Here is a 23,725-nt window from a genome sequence, read left to right on the forward strand (position 1 = left end):
TCGGCCCACACCTAGAGTGGGGCGGGTGAGCACTCACCCGCCCCGCCCCTGGCTCCGCAGCTACGCACCCGGAGTCCCCACCGACCTCGACCTCCCGACCGGCTCGCTCGTCGACATCGTCACGGAGTCGGCAGAGCGCTACCCGCACACCGTCGCCCTCGAGTTCTTCGGCCGCGCCACGAGCTACGCGCAGCTCGCCGACGACGTCGAACGGGCGGCGGAGGGCCTGCGCCGCCTCGGCGTCCGCGCGGGCGATCCGGTCGCGCTGATCCTGCCGAACTGCCCGCAGCACGTCGTCGCGTTCTACGCGGTCCTGCGCCTGGGCGCGGTCGTCGTCGAGCACAACCCGCTCTACACGCCGCGGGAGCTCCGTCACCAGTTCGAGGACCACGGAGCGCGCGTCGCGATCGCGTGGGACCGCGTCGTCCCGACCGTTCAGGACCTCCCCGACGATCTCGGCGTCGAGACCGTCGTCGCGGTCGACCTCACCCGCGCCATGCCGGCGCCGATGCGCGCCGCACTGCGCCTGCCGATCAGGAAGGCCCGCGAGTCGCGCGCCGCGCTGACCGGCCCGGTCCGCGGCGCGGTCGAGTGGGAGTCGCTCCTGCGCCGCCGCCTCGACCCGCAGCACCCCGGGCCGGTCGCCACCGACCTCGCCGTGATCCAGTACACGAGCGGCACCACCGGCGCGCCGAAGGGCGCCGAGCTCACCCACCTCAACCTGACCGCCAACGCGGCCCAGTCGCGTTCGTGGGTCCCGCAGGTGCGACGCGGCGACTGCGTGGTCTACGCCGTCCTGCCGATGTTCCACGCCTACGGACTGACGCTCTGCCTCACCTTCGCGATGAGCATGGGCGCGCGACTCGTGCTGTTCCCCAAGTTCGACCCCGACCTCGTCCTCAAGGTCGTCCGCAAGCATCCGGCGACGTTCCTACCGGCAGTGCCGCCGATCGCCGAGCGGCTCGCGGCGCGCGCGCGGGAGCGGGGCGAGTCGCTGCAGGGCATCGAGATCGCGATCTCGGGAGCGATGCCGCTCGACCCCGCGCTCGTCGAGGGCTTCGAGCAGCTCACCGGAGGCACGCTGGTCGAGGGCTACGGTCTCTCCGAGACCTCGCCGGTGCTGATGGCCAACCCCGTCGGCCCGACCCGGCGTGCGGGCACCGTCGGCCTCCCGCTGCCGGGCACGGACGTGCGGATCGTGGATCCGGAGGACCCGGAGGTCGACGTCGCGCCCGGAGAGCAGGGCGAGCTCGTGGTCCGCGGGCCGCAGGTGTTCCGCGGCTACCACCGCAAGCCCGAGGAGACCGCCGCGTCGTTCACGGGCGACGGCTGGTTCCGAACGGGCGACATCGCGACGATCGACGACGACGGCTTCGTCAGCCTCGTCGACCGCATCAAGGAGCTCATCATCACGGGCGGGTTCAACGTCTCGCCGTCGGAGGTGGAGGAGGTGCTGCGCCGGCTCCCCGCCGTGCGCGACGCCGCCGTCGTCGGGCTCCCCGACGCGCACAGCGGCGAGTCGGTCTCCGCGGCGGTCGTCCTCGAACCGGGAGCGTCCTTCGACCCGGACGAGGCGCGCGCCCTGGTGCGGGAGGCGCTCACGCCCTACAAGGTGCCCAAGCGGATCGTCGTGGTCGACGAGCTGCCGACGAGCATGATCGGCAAGGTGCTGCGCCGCCAGGTCAAGGCGATGCTGCTCGACGAGAGCTGACCCGCGACGCGCGAGCGAGCCCCCGGCCGAGGGCTCGCTCGCGGGCGTCACATGTCGAAGCCGCCGAAGTCCCCTCCGAAGTCGCCGCCGCCCCCGAAGTCACCACCGCCGAAGTCGCCGCCACCGGAGTCACCGCCCCAGTCGCCGCCGCCCGCGTCCGCCCCGGCGTCGCCGCCGTCGGCTCCCGCGTCTCCGCCGTCACCCGCGGCCATGTCGCCTCCGGCATCCGGGAGGAACGCATCGGCGATCGCGGACCCGATCACGAAGCCCGCGATCGTACCGAGCATCGAGGAGGCGAGCACGCCTCCGAAGCCCATGCCGCCGCCCCCGCCCGAGAAGCGGCGCTCCATGAAGCCGGGCTGCCGCAGCTCGCTCCGGGTGGCCGACTGCGCGAGGGCCTGCGGGTCGTCGCTGCGGGGGGCGTCGCCGACGGGCGCTCCCTCGCTGAGCTCGCGGAACACCTGCTGGCGTTGCTCGGGGGTCAGCTGCTCGAACGCCTCGCGGTGGACCTGCTCGATCGCCTCGGGCGGCGCGGTCTTGAGCAGGTAGCGGTAGCGCTCGATCGCGATCTCGTCCTCGCTGCGAGCGGAGCGGCCCGGCGGCGTGCCGTACGCGGGTCGAGGCTCGGTCGGCGAGCCGTAGCCGGAGGCGCGGCGCGCGTCCTCGGGACGCTCCTCGCGCCCCAGCAGTCGGTCCAGGAATCCCATGATCTCCTCCTCGGCGACGACGGGAGTCGACGCACGGCCTCACGCTATGCCTCCCCGCACGGCCGCCGCTGAGGGTTCTCTCAGAGCGGGCGGGGAATCGCGGGCCTCAGGCCGACTCGCGGACGATCAGCTGGTGCCGCACCGTGCGCACGACCTCCGGACCCGTCCGCGGCAGCTCGCCCGCGATCATCTCGATCGCCAGCCCGAGCGCGTGCCCGGCGAGCTCGTCGAGGTCGACCGCGAGGGTCGTGAGGGTCGGGGCGAGCAGCCTGCCCAGCGCGAGGCCGTCGATCCCGACCACGCGGACGTCGCCCGGCACGTCCACGCCCGCGCGCCGGCAGGCCGAGAGCACCCCGATCGCGCACAGGTCGTTGAACGCGACGATCGCATCGGCGGTGCGGGGGCGTGCGACGATCCGCTCGGTCGCCGCCGCGGCCGCCTCGGCCGTCGCCGTCGACGCCCTGACCACGGACGCCTCGAGCCCGTGCTCGGCGAACGAGGCCAGCAGTCGCCGCGCGCGCGGGCTCGGCACCGGCCCCGAGGCGACGTCGAGCACCACCGGACGCCGGATTCCGGCGTGCACGAGATGCTCGGTCAGCGCGTCGATGGCCTCGGAGGGGTCGAGCAGCACGGCCGCGCGCTCCGGGGCCCCCGGCGGGTCGAGCTCGACCACCGGGACGGAGCCGAGGTGCCCGATCCACTCGGACGCCCTACCGCCGAAGGTGCCGATGACGGCGTCCGACTGCGCTCCGAGCGCCTGCACCATGCGATCGGAATCGCCCGGCGAGCTGACATCGGCGAGAGCGACGTTCCACCCTCGCGCCGCGGCGAGCCGGACGACGGCCGACGCGAGCTCCGGCGACCACGGATTCCGCAGATCGTCGACGACGAGACCGAGCTGGCGGTCGCCTCCCGTCGCGAGACCGCGGCCGAACCGCGACGGCCGGTAGCGCAGCTCCTCCGCGGCATCGAGGACGCGCTGCTTGGTGGCCTCGCTGATGCCCGGCATACCGTTCATCGCGCGGGTCACGGTCTGCCGCGACACCCCGGCCGCCGAGGCGACGTCGTGGATCGTCGCCCGGCCGCCGGGGTCGGATCCGCTCAGTCGCGGAGATCGAGCCACGCCACCTGCTCCGGAGTCAGCTCGATCGACAGGCCTCGCATCGACGAGCGGACCTCGGTCAGAGTGCGCGGACCGAAGAGCGGGAACGTCGGGAACGGCTGCGCGAGCACGTACGCGAGCGCGATCGCCGTCGCATTCACTCCGTGCTCGGCGGCCAGCTGCTCGGCCCGGCGGAGGCGCTCGAAGTTCTCGGGCCCGTAGTAGCAGCGCACGAGCTCGGCGTCGCTCGTGTCGTCGGGCCGGGCGCGCCCGGTGAAGAAGCCGCGAGCCTGCGACGACCACGGCAGCAGGGGGACCTGGCGCTCGACCAGCCACGCCTTCGACGCCGGATCGGTGACGTGCACGCAGCCCTCCCACGGCACGTCGTACGCCTCCGCGAGTCCGAAGTGGTCGCTCAGGGCCTGGAAGCCGGCCCGCCCGTTCGCCCGGGCGTAGGCCTGCGCCTCGTCGAAGCGCGCCGGGGTCCAGTTCGACACGCCGTAGGAGCGGATCCGGCCGGCGCGCTGGTGCTCGTCCATCACGTCGACGAACTCGCCGACGGGCACCGCCGGGTTGTCGCGGTGCATCAGGTAGATGTCGGCGTAGTCGGTCCCCTGGCGCTCCAGGCTCTCGAGCAGCTGGCGGGTCAGCGACTCCGGATCGCAGTGCGGCGTGTGCGCGCCCTTGGTGATGACGACGACGTCCTCGCGGATCCCGCGGTTGGCGATCCACTTCCCGAGGCGCCCCTCGAGCACGCCGCCTCCGTAGATGTAGCCGGTGTCGAAGGCGTTGCCGCCCTGCTCGACGAAGAGGTCGAAGATCGCCGACGCGTGAGCGAGATCGGGCTGGTTGTCGACGCCCATCACGAGGCGCGACATGCGCTTGCCGACGCCGGGGATCGCTCCGTAGAGCATCGGGGCGTCGTCCGCCGTGCGGAGCGCGCGCCCCGAGACGGTGGGGATGTCCGCGTCCTCCGCCTCGAACGGGTAGCGCAGGCCGATCTCGGCGCGCCAGCGGTCGAGCGTGCGGGCGGTCGCGAGGGTCTCGTCGAGCGTCATCGCCGGGGCGTCGACGGCGCCGGCCGCCAGCGCGTCGGTCGTGGCGTCGGCTTCTCGCGCGTACGGGTCGGAGGGGGCGAAGGCGAGCGAGCGCTGCTCCTCCCCCGCGACGTCGATCTCGATGCCCGACTCCGCACCGAACCACGGGTCGCGGAGGCGGAGGCGGCCGCGCGAGCCGAGCACCGTGATCTCGTTCGCGTCCTGCAGCGCCACGCCCGTGCGGAGGGTCGCCGTGATGCCGTCGCGGTAGGTCAGGCGCGCGACGCTCCACTCGTCGACGCCGGTGGGTCCGATGCTCCCGCTCGCCCGGAGCTCGACGGGCTCGGCCGCGGCGACCCCGGTCGCGGCCTGGACGACGGCGGCCGCAGCCGTGACCGTGTACCCGCCGACGTCGAGGATCCCGCCGCCCGCCGTCGCGACGTCGTACAGCCTCCCCGAGCGGGAGCCGGTGCGGAACGAGAACGACGCGTCGATGTGCAGGACCTCGCCGACGGCGCCCTCGCGGACCAGGTCGAGCAGCGCCTCCGTCTGCGGGTGGAACCGGTACATGTAGGCCTCGACCAGGGGCAGGCCGGCCTGACGGGCCGCGTCGACGAGCGCCATCGCCGTGCCGTGGTTGACGGCGAGCGGCTTCTCGCAGAGGACGGCCTTGCCGGCCTCGAGGGCCTGCAGCACGAGCGCGGCGTGACCGGTGTGCACGGTCGCGATGTACACGGCGCTCACCCGCGGGTCGGCCAGCGCCGTCGCGTAGTCGCCGCTCGTGACATCCGTGAAGCCGAACGCGGCGGCCTCCTCGGCGAAGGCCGAGGCGCGCTGCGGATCGGAGCTGCCGACGGCGACGAGTCGCGCGCCACGCTCGCTCGCGGGCAGCTGCGACAGGAACCGGCGCGCGATGCCGCCGGGGCCGAGGACGGCCCAGCCCGTCCCGGTCGTGGTGGGAGTGGTGTCGGTCATCTCAGCCTCGCATCATCGTCGACGTGAACGTTCACGGACGACGATACGAGGAGCCGATCGAAGGAGTCAAGCTCGCTCGCGTCACTCGACGTGAGCGTTCACGAGGCCGTGCACACGAAAGAGCCTCCCCCGCCGGCGGTCTGTCGACCGCGGGAGAGGGAGGCGCGGGATCACCTCCGCCGTGTCACCTCTGCTTGGGGATGAGGATCCACATGACGAGGTACGCGATGATCTGCGGGCCCGGGAGCAGGCACGAGAGCACGAAGAGCAGCCGGACCAGGAAGGGGCTCCAGCCGAAGCGGTGGGCGAGGCCGGCGCAGACGCCGGCGATGATCTTGCCCTGACGAGGGCGGACGAGAGTAGCCATGGGTCCACTCTGGCCGAGAGCGCCTGACCACGGCATCCGGGGAACCCCCTAATGAGGGCTGGGGGTGGCGGCGACGCTGCGCGCGAAGGCGGCTGCCCGCTCGGCCTCGTCGGCGGGCCAGACCAGCTCGAAGCGCTCGAACACCACGTCGCCGATGCCGCCGGGCGACTCCCTCGCGAAGTAGCGTCGGTGGCCGGCGAGCCACGACTCCCGGCTGCGGTCGCCCTCGCCCTCCGCCCAGGCGAAGTCGTCGTCGACCGAGTCGAGCGATCCGATCCGGATCTCGGCGGTGCGGAGCACGACGCGCGCGACTCCCGCGCCGTCGCAGACGATCCAGTGATCCCCGGCCCGCGGCACGGGATCGTGCCCGACCAGGGACGCGGTCGCGGTCTTCACCCCGCGGCGCACGAGGGCCAGCAGCTCGTCGGCCATCTCGACGGAGTCGCCGAACGACTCCACCGGAGGCAGTGCCTCCGAGCCGCCGCGGTACTCGGCCCACAGTCGCGAGGCGCTCTCGGTGTCGGTCTCGGGGAGCGGGGTCCGATCCGGTCGCTCGGGCAGGAGGGGGACCAGGTTGGCGCCCGCGATCGCGGCGGGGTCCTCCGGGTGGTTGTCGGGCGTGTCGATGTCGTCGATCGACCAGCGCAGCCGGAGCCACTGCCTCGCGTAGGCGTCGAGCTCCTCCTCGAGGCGGGACGCCTGCAGCGTCGGCACGACCCACCACGAGACCACCGCGGGACCGTCCTGCGCGGGACGGACGCTGAGGGCGCCGAGCGCCTGCCGCCAGTCGGCACCGACGAGGAGGTAGGCGAACGCCGAGCCGTCGCGGGCCGCCTCCTCGAGGAGCGCGAGGGCGCGGACGTCGTCGCCGGGGGACGCCGACGGCAGTGCACTGGGGTGACCCTCCGGGAGGAGGCCCGCCAGCCAGGAGCGCTGCTCCCCGAGCACGGGGTGCAGGAGCTCGACGTCGCTCGTGACGAGCGGGCGGAGGAACGCCCCGCCCGGCAGGTCGAGCCGCGAGGGGACGGAGTCGCCAGGAGTGCTCATGTCGATCCGTCCCCGCGCGCCGGCTCAGCCGGCGGCGCGCTCCAGCACGAGCTCGCGGACGCGGGCCGCGTCGGCCTGGCCCTTCATGGCCTTCATGACGGCGCCGATGACGGCTCCGGCCGCCTGGACCTTGCCGTCGCGGATCTTCGCGAGCACGTCCGGCTGCGAGGCGAGAGCCGCATCGATCGCCGCGATGAGCGCGCCGTCGTCCGAGACCACGGCGAGCCCGCGGGCGTCGACGACCTCCTGCGGAGTGCCCTCGCCCGCGATGACACCCTGCAGCACCTCGCGCGCGAGGCGGTCGGTGAGCACGCCCTTCTCGATCAGACCCGCCAGCTCGGCGACCTGCGCGGGCGTGACGAGTGCCGCGGCGTCCTGTCCGGCCGCGTTCGCGAGGCGCGCGATCTCGCCGGTCCACCACTTGCGGGCGGCCTGCGGAGTCGCGCCCGCAGCGACGGTCTCGGTGATCTCGGCGAGCAGACCGCTGTTCGCGACATCCTGGAACTCGAGGTCGGTGAAGCCCCAGTCGGCCTTGAGGCGGCGGCGGCGGACGGCCGGCTTCTCGGGCAGGGCGGCGCGCAGCTCCTCGATCAGCTCGGCGCTCGGCACGACCGGCAGAAGATCGGGCTCGGGGAAGTAGCGGTAGTCGTCGGCGTCGCTCTTGGGGCGGCCCGCGGAGGTGCGGCCCGTGTCCTCGTGCCAGTGCCGCGTCTCCTGCGTGATCGTGCCGCCCGCGGCGAGGATCGCCGCCTGACGCTGGATCTCGTAGCGCACGGCGCGCTCGACGGAGCGGAGGGAGTTGACGTTCTTGGTCTCGGTACGGGTGCCGAGCTTCTCCTGCCCGATCGGCCGGAGCGAGACGTTCGCGTCGCAGCGCAGGTTGCCGCGCTCCATCTTCGCGTCCGAGATGCCGAGGGCGAGGACGATGTCGCGGATGGTGGCGACGTAGGCCTTCGCGAACTCGGGAGCGCTCTTGCCCGCTCCGTAGATCGGCTTCGTGACGATCTCGACGAGCGGGACGCCCGCCCGGTTGTAGTCGACCAGCGAGTACTCGGCGCCCTGGATGCGACCGGTGGAGCCGCCGACGTGCGTCAGCTTGCCGGCGTCCTCCTCCATGTGCGCGCGCTCGATCGGGATCTCGACGAGCGTGCCGTCGGCGAGCTCGACCTCGACCGAGCCCTCGAAGGCGATCGGCTCGTCGAACTGCGAGATCTGGTAGTTCTTCGCGAGGTCGGGGTAGAAGTAGTTCTTCCGCGCGAAACGGCTCGACGGCGCGATCGAGCAGCCCAGCGCGAGGCCGAGGCTGATCGAGTAGCGGACGGCCTGCTCGTTGACGACCGGGAGCGAGCCCGGGAGCCCGAGGTCGACGGGGGTGACGTTCGTGTTGGGCTCGGAGCCGAACTCGTTCGGAGCGTCCGAGAACATCTTCGTCTTCGTGTTGAGCTCGACGTGGACCTCGAAGCCGAGGACCGGCTCGAAGGTCTCGAAGACCTGGTCGTAGTCCATCAGCTCGGGGGCGGACGTGTGCGCGGAGGCCATCAGACGGCACCTTCCTCGGTGGCGGAGAGCGCGGCGGCGGCCAGCTCGGGAGCCCTCGTGAGCAGCGGGTGGCCCCACTTCTCCTCGAGGAGCGTCTCGAGTGCCGCGCCGACGGTGTAGAGACGGACGTCCTCGCGAGCCGGGGCGAGGAACTGGATGCCGACGGGCAGCCCGTCCTCGTCGGCGAGGCCCGCGGGGACGGAGATGCCGGGGATGCCGGCGAGGTTCGCCGGGATGGTCGCGACGTCGCCGCGGTACATCGCCAGCGGGTCGTCGAGCTTCTCGCCCAGGCGGTAGGCCGTGGTCGGCGCGGTCGGCGAGGCGATCACGTCGACGGAGGCGAAGGCCGCGTCGAAGTCGCGCTGCACGAGGGTGCGGACCTTCTGCGCGCTGCCGTAGTAGGCGTCGTAGTAGCCGGCCGAGAGGGCGTAGGTGCCGAGGATGATGCGGCGCTTGACCTCCGGACCGAAGCCCTGCTCGCGGGTCGCGGCCATGACCTGCTCGACGGTGCCGCCCCCGGGAGGGGACACCCGCAGCCCGAAGCGGACCGAGTCGAACTTCGCGAGGTTGCTGGACGCCTCCGCCGGGAGGATCAGGTAGTAGGCGGCGACCGCGTGCTCGACGCTCGGGGCGCTGACCTCGACGATCTCGGCTCCGGCGCCCTCGAGCACCGCGAGGGCCTCGTGGAAGCGGGCGAGGACGCCGGGCTGGAAGCCCTCTCCCCCGTCGAGCTCCTTGAGCACGCCGATGCGCAGGCCCCTCACGTCGGCACGGCGGACCGCGTCGGCGAAGGAGGGCCACGTGTCGCGGAGCGAGGTCGAGTCGCGCGGGTCGTGCCCGGCGATCACGTCGTGCAGGAGGGCGGCGTCGAGGACGGTCCGCGAGACGGGGCCGATCTGGTCGAGGCTCGAGGCGAGGGCGATGGCGCCGTAGCGCGAGACGCCTCCGTAGGTCGGCTTGACGCCGACGGTGCCCGTGACGTGCGCGGGCTGGCGGATCGAGCCGCCGGTGTCGGAGCCGAGGGCCAGCGGTGCCTCGTAGCTCGCGACGGCCGCGGCGGAGCCTCCGCCCGAGCCGCCGGGGATGCGGTCGAGGTCCCACGGGTTGTGCGTCGGTCCGTACGCCGAGCGCTCGGTGGTCGAGCCCATCGCGAACTCGTCCATGTTGGTCTTGCCGATCGGCACGAGGCCGGCCGCGCGGACCTTCGTCATCACGGTCGCGTCGTACGGCGGGCGCCAGCCCTCGAGGATGCGCGAACCGCTGGTGGTCGGCATGTCGTTCGTGACGATGACGTCCTTGACGGCGAGCGGGACGCCGGCGAGGGCGTGCAGCGGCTCCCCGTCGGCGCGGCGGCGGTCGATCGCGCCCGCGGTCGCGAGCGCGTCCTCGCCCGCGACGTGCAGGAAGGCGTGGACGGCGCCGTCGACCGAGGCGATGCGGTCGAGGTGGGCGCGCGTGGCCTCGACCGACGACACGGAGCCGTCGGCGAGCTTCTCGGAGAGCGCGGAGGCGCTCAGGCGGATGATCTCGTCGCCGTGCGCGCTCACTGCTCCTCCCCCAGGATCGCGGAGACCTGGAAGCGGCTGCCGTCGTGCTCGGGCGCTCCCGAGAGCGCCTGCTCGCGGGTCAGCGTCTCGCCGACCACATCGGGCCGGAACACGTTCTCGAGCGGGATCGGGTGGCTGGTCGCCGGCACGTCGGGCGTGGCGACGGCCTGGACCGCGCGCACGGAGTCGACGATCTGGCCGAGCTCCCGGGTCATGGTCTGGATCTCCTCGGTGGTGAGGTCGATCCTGGCCAGCTGGGCCAGATGGGCGACCGTATCGGCCGTGATCTCGGACATGCGTCTCCGTCGGGTGGTTCGTGAGGAATCGGCGACCAGTCTAGCCGCGGGCCCCGACGCGCCTCTGCCCGGGGCGGCGCGCTCAGGAGGCGGGCGTCGGCGAGGCGGACGCGGCGCCCGCTCCGCCGCCGAAGAGGCTCGAGCCGCGCGCGAGCAGGGCGTTGTAGGCGCCCTCGTAGGTGGTCGGCAGGTCTTCGCCCGGCTCGCCGTAGCGGGCGAGGAGCAGGCCCATCAGGCCGAGGGCCGGCGGGCTGAGCGGCTTGTCGCGGTTGGCGTTCGCCGGGTGGGGAGGCGTCGCCTCCGGGTTCGGCGGCAGGTACTGCGGCACGGTGGTCGGCCAGTCGCCGATCTGCCGCGGGGTCGGCATGTTGACGATCCCGAAGAGGTCGGGCGCGGAGGCGTCGCGGTCGGTGAGCGGTTCGAGCCCGTGCAGCCGGCTCAGCGTGCGGACCAGGGCGCCGTGGTGCATCTCGTCGTGCACGATCGTGCCCGCCCGCGTGTACGCCGAGATCGCGATCGCCGGCACGCGGCAGCCGAGGCGGTCGAAGGCGAAGCCCATCTCGCCGTCCTTGCCGTCGCCGGGAGGAGTGGCCGCAGGCGGCGGCACGTGGTCGTAGAGGCCGCCGTGCTCGTCGAACGTGACCAGCAGCAGAGTGTTGATCGCGTTCGATCCGGTCGGGCTCGCGCTCTCGCGGACCGCCGAGTACACCTGGTGCAGCAGCAGCTCGCCGGCGCGGACGTCGGAGAGCGCGCTGTCGTAGAGGGGCTGCCCGTCGAGCTCGTCCTCGTGGAAGGACCCCGTCGGCGGATGCATGTCGTTGTGGTCGAAGACCAGCCGGGGCTCGATGAAGGCGTAGTCGGGGAGGTCGCCGCTCTCCGCGTCGGCGAAGAACTGCTCCATCGTCGCGAAGTGGGTCTTCCAGTACTTCTCGAGGACCGGGGCGTGGAGGAATCCCGTGTACGACACGACCTGCAGCGCGTCGAAGTAGACCCGCCAGGTCTTCCCCGCCTCCTCGAGCCGGTTGAAGACGGTCGGCGCGTCGGAGAGATCGTCGGCCAGCCACTTCTCGTAGCCGCCGCCGTGCTTGTTGGTCACGAAGCCGTGCGAGGTCGAGGCGTGGAAGAACGAGCGGTTGCAGAACGTCTGCGACGGCACCGCGCAGAACCAGTGGTCGAACACCGCGAACTCGCGCGCGAGGGTCGAGAACACCGGGAGCATCTCGGGCGAGAACCCGCCCATGATCGTCCGGTACTCCTCGGCGGTGGGGTCCTCCCCCTTCTTCAGCGCCCGGATGCTCTGGATGTAGTCCTCGAGGAAGCCGCCCATCGTCGGCGCCGAGGCGTCGGCCGGGGCGTTGTAGGGCGCCGCCATCTCGCCGACCGTCCTGCCCGCGTTCGACGGCGGATCGATCGTGCCGAAGAGCTGCGTGTTGACGTGCGGGAACTCCTCGCCCGGGTCGGGGTCGGGCTGGCGCATGACCGTGTCGGTGGCGCCCTCGTAGACGTGCGCGGCGACGGTGTCTCCCGCGGCGCTCGTGTTGGAGTGCTCCGCCGACTGCAGGCCCTCGAAGGTCTCGCCGGCCGGCAGCGAGCCGTCGGCGTAGAGCTGCCCGAGGACGTTGTCGAACGAGCGGTTCTCGAACATGATCACGACGACGTGGTCGAAGCCCGGCTCGTCGCGCGCGGGCAGGGGCGCGTCCTCCTCGCGCACCCCGGCGGAGGCGACGGCCGCGCCGATCGCGCCTCCCGCGACGCCCGAGGCGACGACTCCGCCCGCGATCGCGCTGCCCGCGAGGAAGCGGCGGCGCGAGCGCGACCGGGGGTCGCCCGCCGGCCGTGTCCCACCGGAGTCGTCGCGCTCGGTGCTCATCGTTCCCACCCTCCCCGCGTCTCGCGGATGCGTGCCTCGTCGGAGTGTATCGACGCCCACGGCGCGGCGGCTCGGAGACGGGCGAGGGCGTGATCGGCCGTCTCACCGGGGGTCTCAGCCAGACCCGCGCGCCGCAGCGCGGTGCTCAGCCTGGGTGGCACCGCGGGCTCCGGACGCGCCGGGGCGAACGCGGGAGCCGTCCGCGGCCAGCGCGAGAGCGGCCGCAGCGCGCCCGAGGCCGCCTCCGCCAGCGCGAGGACTCCGTCGTCGGCGAGCGCGCCGCGATCGGCGGCCCACCGCGCCCGCAGCAGGAGCGCCGGCGTCGCGGCGCCGAGTCGCGCACCGATTCTCGCGCCGGTTCCCGCACCGGAGGCGACCAGGAGGGCGGGGACGTCGGCGTCCTCGCCCCGGGCCGTGACGAGCAGGAGGACCCGGCGCCCCGCGCGCTCGAGGCTCCGAGCCGTGTCGTAGACCTCGTGCAGCAGCTGCTCCGCTCGGCGGGCGTCGGCCGACCGCGGCTCGCGGAGCTCCTCGGCCGAGGCGAAGTCGGCGGGGTCGATCAAGGAGCGCGGCTCGACCAGGACGACGGGCGGGAGCTCTCCGGCTGCGGCGTCGTCCCTGAGGCCTCCACGGGTGAGGAGCGAGCCCCCGGCCGCTGCGACCGCCCGCGGCCGGCCCCACGCCGGATCGTCGAGGAGGGTGGTCGAGACGCCCTGGTCCTCGTCGACGACGAGCGCCCAGGGCGTCGAGGTGTCGCGCGCTGCACGGAGGAGGAGCTGCAGCGGGTCGCGCCCGTCGCCCGACCAGCGGTCGGCGCGGGCGAACGAGCGCGCGAGCAGGGTGTGCACCGGCAGCATCTCGGGTGCGAAGCGCTGCCCGAGCGCATGCTCGCTGAGCCCCGGCGCCGTCATCACCTCGTCCGTGCCGCCCGAGAACTCGATGCCCGGATCGCCGTCGAGGGCGCCGAAGACCTGGGCGCGGTCGCGACCGGCGAACGACAGCACCAGGAGGTGGTCGATCCGGGCGAGCGCGGCCGCGGCCGCCCTCTCGCGGGGCGTCAGCGGCGCCGCTCTCACGACGGCGTCCAGGGCCGCCGCGGCGGCCTCGCCGAACGAGCGGCGGAGGAAGGCGCGACGCGCTCCCCCGTCGCCGTCAGGCATCGCCGTCGGTCGCCTCCTGGGCTGTCGTGGTCTCGGCGGTCGAGGTCTCGGCGGTCGCGGTCTCTCCCGAGCCCTCGACGGCGTCCGGTCCGGCCGCGGCCTCCGCCGTCTCGGCGGCACCCTCCTCGGGGAGCGCGATCGCCTCGGGCCCCTGCGTCACCAGGAGGTGGAACTGGGCGGCGTCGATGATCCGCACGCCGAGCTGCTCGGCCTTGCCGAGCTTGCTGCCGGCGCCCGGGCCGGCCGCGACGTAGTGCGTCTTCTTCGAGACGCTGGAGCCGGCCTTGCCGCCCGCCTGCATGATCGCCTCCAGGGCGCCCTCGCGGGAGTAGCCCTCGAGCGAGCCTGTCGCGACGACGGTGAGTCCGGCGAGGACACCGCCCGCGGCGTCCGCGGCTCCCGGGCCGGGATGCCCCGGGGTCGAGAAGCGCACGCCGGCGGCGGCCCAGCGGTCGACGATCTCGACGTGCCAGTCGACGGCGAACCAGTCGAGCAGCGCGTCGGCGATGATGCCGCCGACACCGTCGACGGCGGCCAGCTCCTCGCGGCTCGCGGCGCGGATCGCGTCGAGCGAGCCGAAGTACCCGGCGAGGGCTCGCGCCGCGACCGGGCCGACGTGCCGGATGCTCAGCGACACCAGCAGACGCCACAGCTCCTTGGTCTTCGCCCGGTCGATGTTCTCGATGAGGCGCACCGCGTTGGTCGACGGCACGGAGGCGGCGTCGCCGGCGAACTCGGGATTCTCGGGGTCGAACGCGCCGTCCTTCGCGAGCTGCCGCTTGCGCTTGAACGGCGTCACCACCTTCGGCTCGCCCGATGCGTCGAGCTTCTGCAGCCCGGTCTCGGAGTCGCGCACGACGACCTCGATCGGGAACAGATCGGCGAGGGTGAGCTCGAACAGGCCCGCCTCGGTGCGCAGGGGCGGGTCGGAGGGGACCAGCGGCTGCGTGAGCGCCGCGGCGCTGACCTCGCCGAGCGCCTCGATGTCGAGGGCGCCCCTGCTGCCGATGTGCTCGACGCGGCCGCGCACCTGCGCGGGGCACGACTCCGAGTTGGGGCAGCGCAGGTCGACGTCGCCCTCCTTCGAGGGCGCGAGCGTCGTGCCGCACTCGGGGCACTGCGTCGGCATGACGAACTCGCGCTCGGTGCCGTCGCGCAGCTCGACCACCGGGCCGAGCACCTCGGGGATGACGTCGCCCGCCTTGCGCAGCACGACCGTGTCGCCGATCAGCACGCCCTTCGCCTTCACGACGTCGGCGTTGTGCAGGGTGGCCTGACGCACCTCGGAGCCGGCGACCTTGACCTTCTCCATCTGGGCGAAGGGGGTGGCCCGGCCGGTGCGGCCGACGCTGACGACGATGTCGAGGAGCTTCGTGTGCACCTCCTCTGGCGGGTACTTGTAGGCGATGGCCCAGCGCGGAGCGCGGCTGGTCGCCCCCAGCTCGTCGTGCAGCGCGAGCTCGTCGACCTTGACGACGACTCCGTCGATCTCGTGCTCGACCGAGTGCCGTTCGCGCCCGTAGCGCTCGACGAACGCGACGACCTCGTCCACCGACGCCGACACGCTGTTGTGCGCGCTGACCGGCAGCCCCCACGACGAGAGCAGCCCGTAGACCTCGGACTGCGTCGCGACCGGCGGATCCGGCCAGGCGCCGATGCCGTGCACGTAGAGGGCGAGCGACCCGACGCGCGCCTCGCCGGCCCGCAGGTCGAGGCCCGACTTCTTGTCGAGCTGCTGGCGCAGGCCGCCGCTCGCGGCGTTGCGGGGGTTCGCGAAGGTCGGGAAGCGCCGCAGCGCGCTCGTGCGCGCCTTCTCCTCCTCGAACGCGCCGCGGGTGGCGGCGGGGCGGGCCGCCCAGCGGGCGCGCGCCTCCTCGACCGCCTCGTCGCGGAGCGTCTCCTGCAGACGGTTGAGCGCCTCGAAGGCCGCGACGGGGATGAAGACCTCTCCCCGCACCTCGACCAGCGCCGGGTGGCCCTCGCCGGCGAGCTGCTGCGGGATGCCCGCGACCTGCAGGGCGTTGACCGTGACGTCCTCGCCGGTGCGGCCGTCGCCGCGGGTCGCCGCGGTGACGAGGCGGCCGTTCTCGTAGTGCAGCGAGATCGCGAGGCCGTCGATCTTGAGCTCGGTCAGCCACGCGATGGGGCGGGCGGAGGAGGCGACCGTCTTCTCGCACCACTCGCGCAGCTCCTCGGCCGAGAAGACGTTGTCGAGTGAGAGCATCCGCTCGGCGTGGTCGATCGGCGCCAGACCGGCGCCGACGATGCCGCCGACCGTCTGCGTGGGCGAATCGTCGGTGGCGAGCTCGGGGTGCGCCGCCTCGAGCTCGCCGAGCTCGCGCACCAGCGCGTCGTACTCGGCGTCGGCGAGCGGCGACGAGTCGGCCGCGTAGTAGTCCTCGCTCGCGGAGCGGATCCGCGCGCGGAGCTCGTCGACCCGCTCGGCCGGATCGACCACCCTGCCGCTCATCGGACGGCTCCCACGACGTCGGCCGCCACGGTGCGGTCGATCGTGCACTGCCCCAGCACCCGCGTGCCGAGGTAGACGACGGCCGTCTGGCCGGGGGCGACGCCGTCGAGCGGCGAGTCGGGAGTGATCACGAGCTCCACCCTGCCATCGACCTCCGACACCACGGCCTCGGCCGGGACAGGGTCGGCGTGAGCGCGGATCTGCACGTCGCAGCGGAACGGCGTCGTCGGATCGATCGGCGCCGCACCCGCCCAGGTGAAGCGCGATCCGGCGATCTCGCCGATGCGCAGCGCCTCGCGCGGGCCCACCACGACCTCGTTGGTCTTCGGCCGCACCTCGAGGACGAAGCGCGGTCGCCCGTCGGGTGCCGGCACGCCGAGGTGCAGGCCGCGCCGCTGACCGACGGTGTAGCCGTGGGCGCCCTCGTGCGCGCCGACGACGGCGCCGTCGCGATCGACGATCGACCCCGCCTCCGGAGCGACCCGCTCCGAGAGCCAGCCGCGGGTGTCGCCGTCGGGGATGAAGCAGATGTCGTAGCTGTCGGGCTTGCTCGCGACGCTCAGGCCCCGCCGCGCCGCCTCGGCCCGCACGATCGCCTTCGACGGCGTCGAGCCGAGCGGGAACATCGAGTGCGCCAGCTGCTGAGCGGTCAGCACGCCCAGCACGTAGGACTGGTCCTTGGCCTCGTCGCTCGCCCGGTGCAGCTCGGGGGCGCCGTCGGGCCCCGTCTCGAGGGAGGCGTAGTGGCCCGTGCACACCGCGTCGAAGCCGAGGTCGAGCGCCTTCTCGAGGAGCGCCGCGAACTTGATCCGCTCATTGCAGCGCATGCAGGGGTTCGGGGTGCGTCCCGCGCTGTACTCCGCGACGAAGTCGTCGACGACATCGAGCTTGAAGCGCTCCGAGAAGTCCCAGACGTAGTACGGGATGCCGAGCACGTTCGCGGCCCGCTGGGCGTCCATCGAGTCCTCGATGGTGCAGCAGCCGCGGCTGCCGGTGCGCAGCGTCCCGGGCATCCGGCTCAGCGCCAGATGGACGCCGACGACCTCGTGGCCCGCCTCCACCGCCCGCGCTGCGGCCACCGCCGAGTCGACACCACCGCTCATCGCCGCCAGAACCTTCACCGCTCGAGTCTACGAGCGGTCGGCGGAGGCGCCCAGCCCTCCCCGCGGTCGGCCCGCGGTCAGACGGCGCGGTTCGAGAGCCCGGCCCGAGCCGCGCGGGCGTACGCCTCGGGCACGGCGGCGACGAACGCATCGACGTCGGCCTCGGACGTGGTGCGCCCGAGGGTCATCCGCAGGACTCCGCGCGCCTCGTCCTGGCTCCGGCCGAGCGCGAGCACGACGTGCGAGGGCTCGGGGATGCCCGCGGTGCAGGCCGATCCGGTCGAGACCGAGAAGCCCGCCATGTCGAGGAGGAAGAGGAGCGAGTCGCCCTGGGCCCCCGGGAAGGCGAGGTGGGCGTTGTTCGCGACGCGACGGCCGGAGTCGACGGCCGGACCGGTCAGTGTCGCGCCGGGCACCGCGTCGAGCACGCCCGCGACGAGCCGATCGCGCAGCGCGGCGAGCCGAGGAGCCTCCCGGGCCATCTCGTCGACCGCCTCCGTGACGGCCGCCGCGAACGCCGCGGCGCCCGGGACGTCCTGGGTGCCCGAGCGGACGCTCCGCTGCTGTCCCCCGCCGTGCAGGACGGGCACGACCCGGGCGTCGCGCGCCAGGAAGAGCGCACCCGTGGCGATCGGCCCGCCCACCTTGTGACCCGAGACGCTGACGGCGACGAGCCCGGAGCCCGCCCGGGAGGAGGACGCCCGACGCGCCGCGCCGATCTCGAGCGGCACGTGCCCGAGCGCGGCGACGGCGTCGAGGTGCAGCGGGACTCCGGCGCCGGCGCAGACGGCGGCGAGCTCGACGACCGGCGCGACGGTGCCGATCTCGTTGTTCACCCAGAGCGCCGAGACCAGGGCGACGGAGTCGGGGTCGCGCGCGATCGCCTCGGCGAGCGCCTCCGGTCGCAGAGTGCCCTCGTCGTCGAGGGGCAGCCACTCGAGCTGCGCGCCCTCGTGCGCGGCCAGCCACTCGACGCTGTCGATCGTGGCGTGGTGCTCGCCGCCCGGCACGAGGATGCGGGTGCGCGCCGGATCCTCCGCGACGCGCTGCCAGTAGAGGCCCTTGAGCGCGAGGTTGATCGCCTCGGTGCCGCCCGCGGTGAGCACGACCTCGATCGGCTCGCAGCCGAGGGCCGCCGCGATGCCGGCGCGGGCGTCCTCGAGCCGGCGGCGCGCCTCCTGACCCGACCCGTGGACGGAGGAGGGGTTGCCGGGATGCGCGGACGCCTCCGCGAAGGCGGCGAGAGCGCAGGCGCGGAGCGGGGTCGTCGCGGCGTGGTCGAGGTAGATCACTGCAGCCCTCCGTCCCGCGTCCTGGGCGCGGAGGTGGCCCTCGCCCCTCACTACTGTAAGTCGCATGATCTCTCGCGACCCCCTGGCCCGGCTCGGAGTCACCGTGGACGCGGAGGGCGGCGAGCTGCGGATCTGGTCGGCCCACGCGAGCGCGATCGACCTCCTCCTCTACGACGAGAAGGACCCGACCTGGGTCGCCCGCACCGTGCCGCTCGAGCGCGACGCCGAGTGCGTGTGGTCGGCGCGGTCGCCGCTGCTGACGCCGGGCCGCCGCTACGCCGTCCGCGTCGACGGACCGGCGGGTCACCGCTTCGATCCCCGCACGGCGCTGCTCGAGCCCTACTCGCGCGGTCTGCACCGCGTGGCCGAGAACGAGTGGCGCTCGGTCGTGGTCGACGACTCGTTCGACTGGGGCGCCTCCGAGAAGCCGCGGACCCCGCTCGACCGCACGGTCGTGTACGAGGCCCACGTGAAGGGCCTCACCAAGCTCAACCCGGTGCTGCCCCCGGAGCTCCGCGGCACCTACGCGGGACTCGCGCACGAGTCGACGCTCGCCTCCCTCCTCGATCTCGGCGTCACGGCGGTCGAGCTGCTGCCGGTGCACGCGTTCGTGTCGGAGCAGCGGCTCCTGCGCCAGGGGCTCACCAACTACTGGGGCTACAACACGCTGAACTTCTTCAGCCCACACGCGGCGTACGCCTCGCCGACCGCCCAGCGCGGCGGGCCGACGGCCGTGCTGCGCGAGTTCAAGGGCATGGTCAAGCTGCTGCACGAGGCGGGTCTCGAGGTGATCCTCGACGTCGTCTACAACCACACCGCCGAGGAGGGGCCGAACGGACCGCGCTCGAGCCTGCGCGGCATCGACGACCGCAGCTACTACCGCCAGAGCGACGAGGGCCACTACATCGACGTCACCGGCTGCGGCAACACGATCGACTTCGGCAACCCGGTCGCCCAGCGCCTCGTCCTCGACTCCCTCCGCTACTGGTCGGGCGAGGTGGGCATCGACGGATTCCGCCTCGACCTCGCTGCGACGCTCGGGCGCGACGAGATCGCGCACTTCCGGACCGACCACCCGCTGCTGACGGCGGCCGTCGAGGATCCGGCACTCGCCGACGTGAAGATGATCGCCGAGCCGTGGGACGTCGGCATGGGCGGCTGGCAGACCGGCAACTTCCCGGTCGGCTGGTCGGAGTGGAACGACCGCTACCGCGACCGGGTGCGCAACTTCTGGCTCTCGGACATCGACTACTCCCGTCGGGCGGGCACGGCGCCCGTCGGAGTCGGGGGCTTCGCGACCCGCCTGTCGGGCTCGTCGAACACGTTCTCGCTCGAGCGCGGCCCCCTCGCCTCCGTGAACTTCGTGACGGCGCACGACGGGTTCACCCTGGCCGATCTCGTCTCGTACAACGTCAAGCACAACATCGGCAACGGCGAGTCGAACCGCGACGGAGCCGACAACAACCGCTCCTTCAACCACGGCTTCGAGGGGCCCTCGGCCGACGAGGGCGTCACCCTGGCTCGGCGCAAGGCGATGCGCAACCTGCTCGGCACGCTCCTCCTCTCGGCGGGCGTGCCGATGATCACCGCCGGCGACGAGTTCGGCCGCAGCCAGCGCGGCAACAACAACGCCTACTGCCAGGACTCCGACCTGACGTGGCTGCGCTGGGAGGGGCTCGGCGACTGGCAGGAGCACCTCCGCGAGCACACCCGCACCCTGCTCCGCCTCCGGCGCGAGCATCCCGCCCTCCGTCCGTCCCGCTACGGCCGCGGCGGCGCAGTGACCCCGGGGGCGAGCAGCATGCGCTGGTTCGACGCGCACGGCCACGGCATGTCCGACCACGACTGGACCTCGGCCGAGAACCGGACTCTGCAGTACCTCGCCTCCTCCACTCCCGAGTTCGAGGAGTTCGACCGGATCCTGCTCGTCGTCCACGGCGTCGAGCACGAGACGAGCGTGGTGCTGGCCGAGAGCGACGGCGTCACCGGCTACACGCGGCTCTGGAACAGCGAGGAGGCCGTGCCGCTCGGGCACGGCGAGTCGTTCGAGCCGGGGCAGGTGATCCGCGTCGCGGGCACCTCGATCCAGCTCTTCGCCGCCCACGGGGAGCCGACGGCGGCCGAGACCGTGGACGGGTCGTGAGCTCGGCGCGCCAGGGGCCCGGCACCCCGGCGACCGTCGCGCTCACGGCCGCCGGGATCCCCTTCGTCGCGCGGGAGTACCGGCACGATCCCGCGGCGGCGAGCTACGGAGGCGAGGCGGCCGAGGCGCTCGGCGTCGAGCCGGAGCGGATCTTCAAGACCCTGCTGGTCGACGTGGACGGCGAGCTCGTCGTCGGGATCGTCCCCGTCACGGGGTCGCTCGGGCTCAAGGAGCTGGCGTCGGCCGTCGGCGGCAAGCGCGCGGCGATGGCCGACCCGGCGCTCGCGCAGCGGCGAACGGGCTACGTGCTCGGCGGGATCTCGCCGGTCGGGCAGAAGACGCGGCACCGGACCGTGCTCGACGAGACGGCGGAGCTGTTCGACACCGTCCTCGTCTCGGGCGGCCGGCGAGGATTCGACATCGAGCTCTCCCCCGCCGATCTCGTCGCGGCCACCGGCGCGATCCTCGCGGACATCGCGCGCTGACCCCGCACGCGAGAAGTGGCCTCCTCCGGCGGAGAGCCCGCCGTGCTGCTGCTGATCGGGTGGACCGCGGAGCGGGCGCATCGAGATCCACCGGCGTCAGAAGACCAGTCCCCGAGAGAGACCTGCTGACGCCGGTCGGTCTCGATACGCCCCGGCGGGGCTGCTCGACCAGCGGGCCGGGCGGGCGTCCCCACTCCCTCCCGAGCGCGGCCGCTCAGCCGGCGGCGGCGACCAGTCCGAGCTCGGACGAGCGTGCGAGGAGCGGGTGCTGCGGCACCACGCGGACGGTGTAGCCGAACGTCCCGCTGCGGTCGAGCGTGACCACGCCCGCGTAGGGCACGCGGCCCACCGCGTCGGCCGGCACGACGGCGCCCGCCGACTCCGCCACCTCGAGCTCCTGGAGCCGGACGTCGGTCAGCGATCCGTCCGCGGCGGCCGTGCCGTACACCACCTGGACCGTGACGTCCTCGGGGTGCAGATCGCCGAGGAGCACGCCCGCGCGCACCGCCAGCCGGTCGCCGCGCTGCGGCACCGCGTCGATGCCGCCCGACTCGACCGAGGCCACGGAGACGCCCGGCCAGCCCGCTCGGACCCGCAGCTTCCACGCCGAGAGCTCCTTCGCGGGCTCGAAGTGGTCGACGACGATCGCGCGACCGGCCGCGGCCGCCGGGCGGTACAGATCGTCGACGTACTGGCGCACCATCCGCTCCGCGGAGAGCTCGGGCGAGAGCGTCGCCAGCGTGTGCCGGATCGAGCGCACCCAGCGCCGCGGGACTCCGTCGTGGTCGCGCTCGTAGAAGCGGGGCACGACCTCGCTCTCGAGCAGCTCGTAAAGCGCGTCGGCCTCGAGGGTGTCGCGCGCCTCCGGGTCGAGGGCGCGATCGGAGGAGGGGATCGCCCAGCCGTTCTCGCCGTCGAAGTACTCGTTCCACCAGCCGTCGAGGATCGAGAGGTTGAGCGATCCGTTGAGCGCCGCCTTCATCCCGGAGGTGCCGCACGCCTCGAGCGGGCGGAGCGGGTTGTTGAGCCAGACATCGGTGCCGGGGTAGAGCAGCTGCGCCATCGCGATGTCGTAGTCGGGGAGGAAGACGATCCTCCGCCGCACGTCGGGCTCCTGGGCGAACCGCACGAGCTTCTGGATGAGCCGCTTGCCCTCCTCGTCGGCGGGGTGCGACTTGCCCGCGATCACGATCTGGATCGGGTGCTCGGGGTGGGTGAGCAGGGCGCGCAGCCGCTCGGGGTCGTGCAGCATCAGCGTGAGCCGCTTGTAGGTGGGCACGCGGCGTGCGAAGCCGATCGTCAGGACGTCGGGATCGAGCAGGTCGTCGAGCCAGGCCGGGGTGAGACCGCCCGGGTTCTGCTCGCGCCACGATCTCGCCGCGCGGACGCGGGCGTCGCGCACGAGCTGCTCGCGCATCGTGCGCCGGGCGTGCCAGATCTCGCCGTCGCTGAGCGCGCCGGACGCCCAGTCGGCCTGCGTCGTGTCCTCGGTCCCGAGGCGGTCGCGGGCCAGCGCGGTGAGCACCGGATCGGTCCAGGTGGCCGCGTGGACGCCGTTGGTGACGGAGCCGATCGGCACCTCCGCCGTGTCGAACCCGGGCCAGAGCGGCGAGAACATCGAGCGGCTCACCTCGCCGTGGAGCTTCGACACCCCGTTCGAGCGCTGGGCGAGGCGGAGGCCCATGAACGCCATGTTGAAGCGGCCGTCCGAGCCGTCCTCGGCGCCGAGGGCGAGAACGTCCTCGACCTGGACCCCGGGCAGCAGCTCGGTCGAGAAGTACTCCTCGATGAGCCCGCGGTCGAAGCGGTCGATCCCGGCGGGCACCGGGGTGTGGGTGGTGAAGACCGTGCTCGCGCGCACGACCTGCAGGGCCTGGTCGAAGTCGAGGCCGGAGCCGATGAGGCCCGAGATGCGCTCGAGGCCCTGGAAGCCCGCGTGACCCTCGTTGGTGTGGAACACCTCGGGCAGCGGCGCGCCCGACACCTCGGACCACAGCTCGAGGGCGCGGACGCCGCCGATGCCCAGCAGCAGCTCCTGGAGGAGGCGGTGCTCGCCGCCGCCGCCGTAGAGCCGGTCGGTGGTGGCCCGCAGCGAGTCCTCGTTCTCGGGGATGTCGGTGTCGAGGAGGAGGAGGGTCACGCGGCCGACCTCGGCCCGCCACACCCGCGCGTACAGCGCACGGCCGTCCGGCAGCGCGAGGACGATCCGCGCCGGAGAGCCGTCGGCCAGGCGCACGACCCGCAGCGGCAGGCCGTCGGGGTCGAGCGAGGGGTAGGACTCGAGCTGCCAGCCGTCGGCCGTGAGACCCTGCGAGAAGTAGCCCGACCGGTAGAAGAGGCCGACTCCGGTCAGCGGGATCCCGAGGTCGGAGGACGCCTTGAGGTGATCGCCCGCGAGGATGCCGAGACCGCCCGAGTACTGCGGCAGGGCGGCGGCGATGCCGAACTCGGGCGAGAAGTAGGCGATCGCCCGCGGCGCCGACTCGGGCAGCGACTGGTACCAGCGCGGCTCGGTGCGGTAGCGCTCGAGGTCGTCGCGCAGGCGCCACGCGTCGTCGACGAAGCCCTGGTCGCCGGCGAGCTCGGCGAGGCGCTCGGGGCTCACGGCTCCGAGCAGCGCGGTCGGGTCGGCGCCGCCGCGTCGCCAGAGCTCGGGATCGACCCGCTCGAACAGGCGGCGGGTGGGCTCGTGCCAGGCCCAGCGGAGGTTGCCCGCGAGCTCGCCGAGCGCCGAGAGCGCGGGCGGGAGGACGGATCGGACGGTGAAGCGGCGGATGGCCTTCACGGCACTCCTCGACTCTCTGCGGACCCCGGCGGACACAGGCGCGGGAGCGCCGGGGCGGTCGCGCGAGCACACCCTACTGGACCGCTCGT

General features: G+C 73.4%; 17 protein-coding genes. 3 read left to right on the forward strand and 14 right to left on the reverse strand.

Going from position 1 to position 23,725, the window contains the following annotated elements:
* Positions 1–25 precede the first annotated feature (25 nt).
* Positions 26–1,711: a long-chain-fatty-acid--CoA ligase gene (locus GSU68_RS09640; protein ID WP_159907723.1), complete on the forward strand. Its 1,686-nt coding sequence runs from the start codon at positions 26–28 to the stop codon at positions 1,709–1,711.
* A 47-nt stretch (positions 1,712–1,758) separates the two neighbouring features.
* Here the strand turns inward: GSU68_RS09640 and GSU68_RS09645 are convergent, their stop codons facing one another.
* From GSU68_RS09645 to GSU68_RS09705, 13 genes are all read right to left on the reverse strand, one after another.
* Positions 1,759–2,418 carry a hypothetical protein gene (locus GSU68_RS09645; RefSeq protein WP_159907726.1) on the reverse strand — a complete coding sequence of 220 codons (660 nt, stop codon included), beginning with the start codon at positions 2,416–2,418 and terminating at the stop codon, positions 1,759–1,761.
* 106 nt (positions 2,419–2,524) lie between these two features.
* Positions 2,525–3,541, reverse strand: coding sequence for a LacI family DNA-binding transcriptional regulator (locus GSU68_RS09650; protein ID WP_159907728.1), 1,017 nt, complete (start codon positions 3,539–3,541; stop codon positions 2,525–2,527).
* Positions 3,520–5,532, reverse strand: coding sequence for an aldo/keto reductase (locus GSU68_RS09655; RefSeq protein ID WP_159907730.1), 2,013 nt, complete (start codon positions 5,530–5,532; stop codon positions 3,520–3,522). The genes GSU68_RS09650 and GSU68_RS09655 overlap by 22 nt, the downstream gene beginning before the upstream one ends.
* A 184-nt stretch (positions 5,533–5,716) precedes the next feature.
* The gene (locus GSU68_RS09660; RefSeq protein ID WP_159907734.1) at positions 5,717–5,899 is read right to left on the reverse strand and encodes a PspC domain-containing protein; all 183 of its coding nucleotides are present in this window, start codon (positions 5,897–5,899) and stop codon (positions 5,717–5,719) included.
* A 48-nt stretch (positions 5,900–5,947) separates the two neighbouring features.
* Complete coding sequence (locus tag GSU68_RS19680; RefSeq protein ID WP_208544549.1) at positions 5,948–6,946, reverse strand: ASCH domain-containing protein; 999 nt, start codon at positions 6,944–6,946, stop codon at positions 5,948–5,950.
* Positions 6,947–6,970: 24 nt separating this feature from the next.
* A complete protein-coding gene (gene gatB / locus GSU68_RS09670; protein ID WP_159907737.1) occupies positions 6,971–8,485 on the reverse strand; it encodes an Asp-tRNA(Asn)/Glu-tRNA(Gln) amidotransferase subunit GatB in 1,515 nt (504 codons plus the stop codon).
* A complete protein-coding gene (gene gatA / locus GSU68_RS09675; protein WP_159907740.1) occupies positions 8,485–10,032 on the reverse strand; it encodes an Asp-tRNA(Asn)/Glu-tRNA(Gln) amidotransferase subunit GatA in 1,548 nt (515 codons plus the stop codon). Before gatA ends, gatB begins: the two co-directional genes overlap by 1 nt.
* Positions 10,029–10,328 (reverse strand): Asp-tRNA(Asn)/Glu-tRNA(Gln) amidotransferase subunit GatC, encoded by a 300-nt coding sequence (gatC, locus tag GSU68_RS09680; RefSeq protein WP_159907743.1) that lies wholly within the window; start codon positions 10,326–10,328, stop codon positions 10,029–10,031. The genes gatA and gatC overlap by 4 nt, the downstream gene beginning before the upstream one ends.
* Positions 10,329–10,410: 82 nt before the next feature.
* Complete coding sequence (locus GSU68_RS09685; RefSeq protein ID WP_159907746.1) at positions 10,411–12,198, reverse strand: alkaline phosphatase family protein; 1,788 nt, start codon at positions 12,196–12,198, stop codon at positions 10,411–10,413.
* Positions 12,195–13,358 (reverse strand): hypothetical protein, encoded by a 1,164-nt coding sequence (locus GSU68_RS09690; protein WP_159907748.1) that lies wholly within the window; start codon positions 13,356–13,358, stop codon positions 12,195–12,197. The genes GSU68_RS09685 and GSU68_RS09690 overlap by 4 nt, the downstream gene beginning before the upstream one ends.
* A complete protein-coding gene (gene ligA, locus GSU68_RS09695) occupies positions 13,351–15,828 on the reverse strand; it encodes an NAD-dependent DNA ligase LigA (protein WP_159907751.1) in 2,478 nt (825 codons plus the stop codon). The genes GSU68_RS09690 and ligA overlap by 8 nt, the downstream gene beginning before the upstream one ends.
* Positions 15,825–16,949, reverse strand: a complete 1,125-nt coding sequence (gene mnmA, locus GSU68_RS09700) for a tRNA 2-thiouridine(34) synthase MnmA (RefSeq protein WP_208544550.1) — start codon at positions 16,947–16,949, stop codon at positions 15,825–15,827. Before mnmA ends, ligA begins: the two co-directional genes overlap by 4 nt.
* 59 nt (positions 16,950–17,008) lie before the next feature.
* A complete protein-coding gene (locus GSU68_RS09705) occupies positions 17,009–18,289 on the reverse strand; it encodes a cysteine desulfurase family protein (RefSeq protein ID WP_159907753.1) in 1,281 nt (426 codons plus the stop codon).
* On the opposite strand from GSU68_RS09705, the gene glgX reads away from it, so the two are divergent.
* Both glgX and ybaK read left to right on the forward strand, forming a co-directional pair.
* Entirely contained in the window at positions 18,288–20,366 is a 2,079-nt protein-coding gene (gene glgX, locus GSU68_RS09710; RefSeq protein ID WP_159907755.1) for a glycogen debranching protein GlgX, read from the forward strand. The genes GSU68_RS09705 and glgX overlap by 2 nt on opposite strands.
* Positions 20,363–20,851 (forward strand): Cys-tRNA(Pro) deacylase, encoded by a 489-nt coding sequence (gene ybaK / locus GSU68_RS09715; protein ID WP_159907759.1) that lies wholly within the window; start codon positions 20,363–20,365, stop codon positions 20,849–20,851. Before glgX ends, ybaK begins: the two co-directional genes overlap by 4 nt.
* 214 nt (positions 20,852–21,065) lie before the next feature.
* On the opposite strand, the gene glgP is transcribed toward ybaK, so the two are convergent.
* On the reverse strand, positions 21,066–23,636 hold the full coding sequence (gene glgP / locus GSU68_RS09720; protein WP_159907762.1) for an alpha-glucan family phosphorylase: 2,571 nt from the start codon (positions 23,634–23,636) through the stop codon (positions 21,066–21,068).
* Positions 23,637–23,725 lie beyond the last annotated feature (89 nt).

Source organism: Rathayibacter sp. VKM Ac-2759, assembly GCF_009834225.1.
Classification (GTDB): Bacteria; Actinomycetota; Actinomycetes; order Actinomycetales; family Microbacteriaceae; genus Rathayibacter.

Excerpts from the sequence above, each read along its gene's own strand:
- GSU68_RS09645 (WP_159907726.1), bottom strand. The coding sequence starts at position 2,418 with ATGGGATTCCTGGACCGACTGCTGGGGCGCGAGGAGCGTCCCGAGGAC.
- GSU68_RS09655 (WP_159907730.1), bottom strand. The coding sequence starts at position 5,532 with ATGACCGACACCACTCCCACCACGACCGGGACGGGCTGGGCCGTCCTC.
- GSU68_RS09660 (WP_159907734.1), bottom strand. The coding sequence starts at position 5,899 with ATGGCTACTCTCGTCCGCCCTCGTCAGGGCAAGATCATCGCCGGCGTC.
- GSU68_RS19680 (WP_208544549.1), bottom strand. The coding sequence starts at position 6,946 with ATGAGCACTCCTGGCGACTCCGTCCCCTCGCGGCTCGACCTGCCGGGC.
- gatB (WP_159907737.1), bottom strand. The coding sequence starts at position 8,485 with ATGGCCTCCGCGCACACGTCCGCCCCCGAGCTGATGGACTACGACCAG.
- gatC (WP_159907743.1), bottom strand. The coding sequence starts at position 10,328 with ATGTCCGAGATCACGGCCGATACGGTCGCCCATCTGGCCCAGCTGGCC.
- GSU68_RS09685 (WP_159907746.1), bottom strand. The coding sequence starts at position 12,198 with ATGAGCACCGAGCGCGACGACTCCGGTGGGACACGGCCGGCGGGCGAC.
- GSU68_RS09690 (WP_159907748.1), bottom strand. The coding sequence starts at position 13,358 with ATGCCTGACGGCGACGGGGGAGCGCGTCGCGCCTTCCTCCGCCGCTCG.
- ligA (WP_159907751.1), bottom strand. The coding sequence starts at position 15,828 with ATGAGCGGCAGGGTGGTCGATCCGGCCGAGCGGGTCGACGAGCTCCGC.
- glgX (WP_159907755.1), top strand. The coding sequence starts at position 18,288 with ATGATCTCTCGCGACCCCCTGGCCCGGCTCGGAGTCACCGTGGACGCG.
- GSU68_RS09705 (WP_159907753.1), bottom strand. The coding sequence starts at position 18,289 with ATGCGACTTACAGTAGTGAGGGGCGAGGGCCACCTCCGCGCCCAGGAC.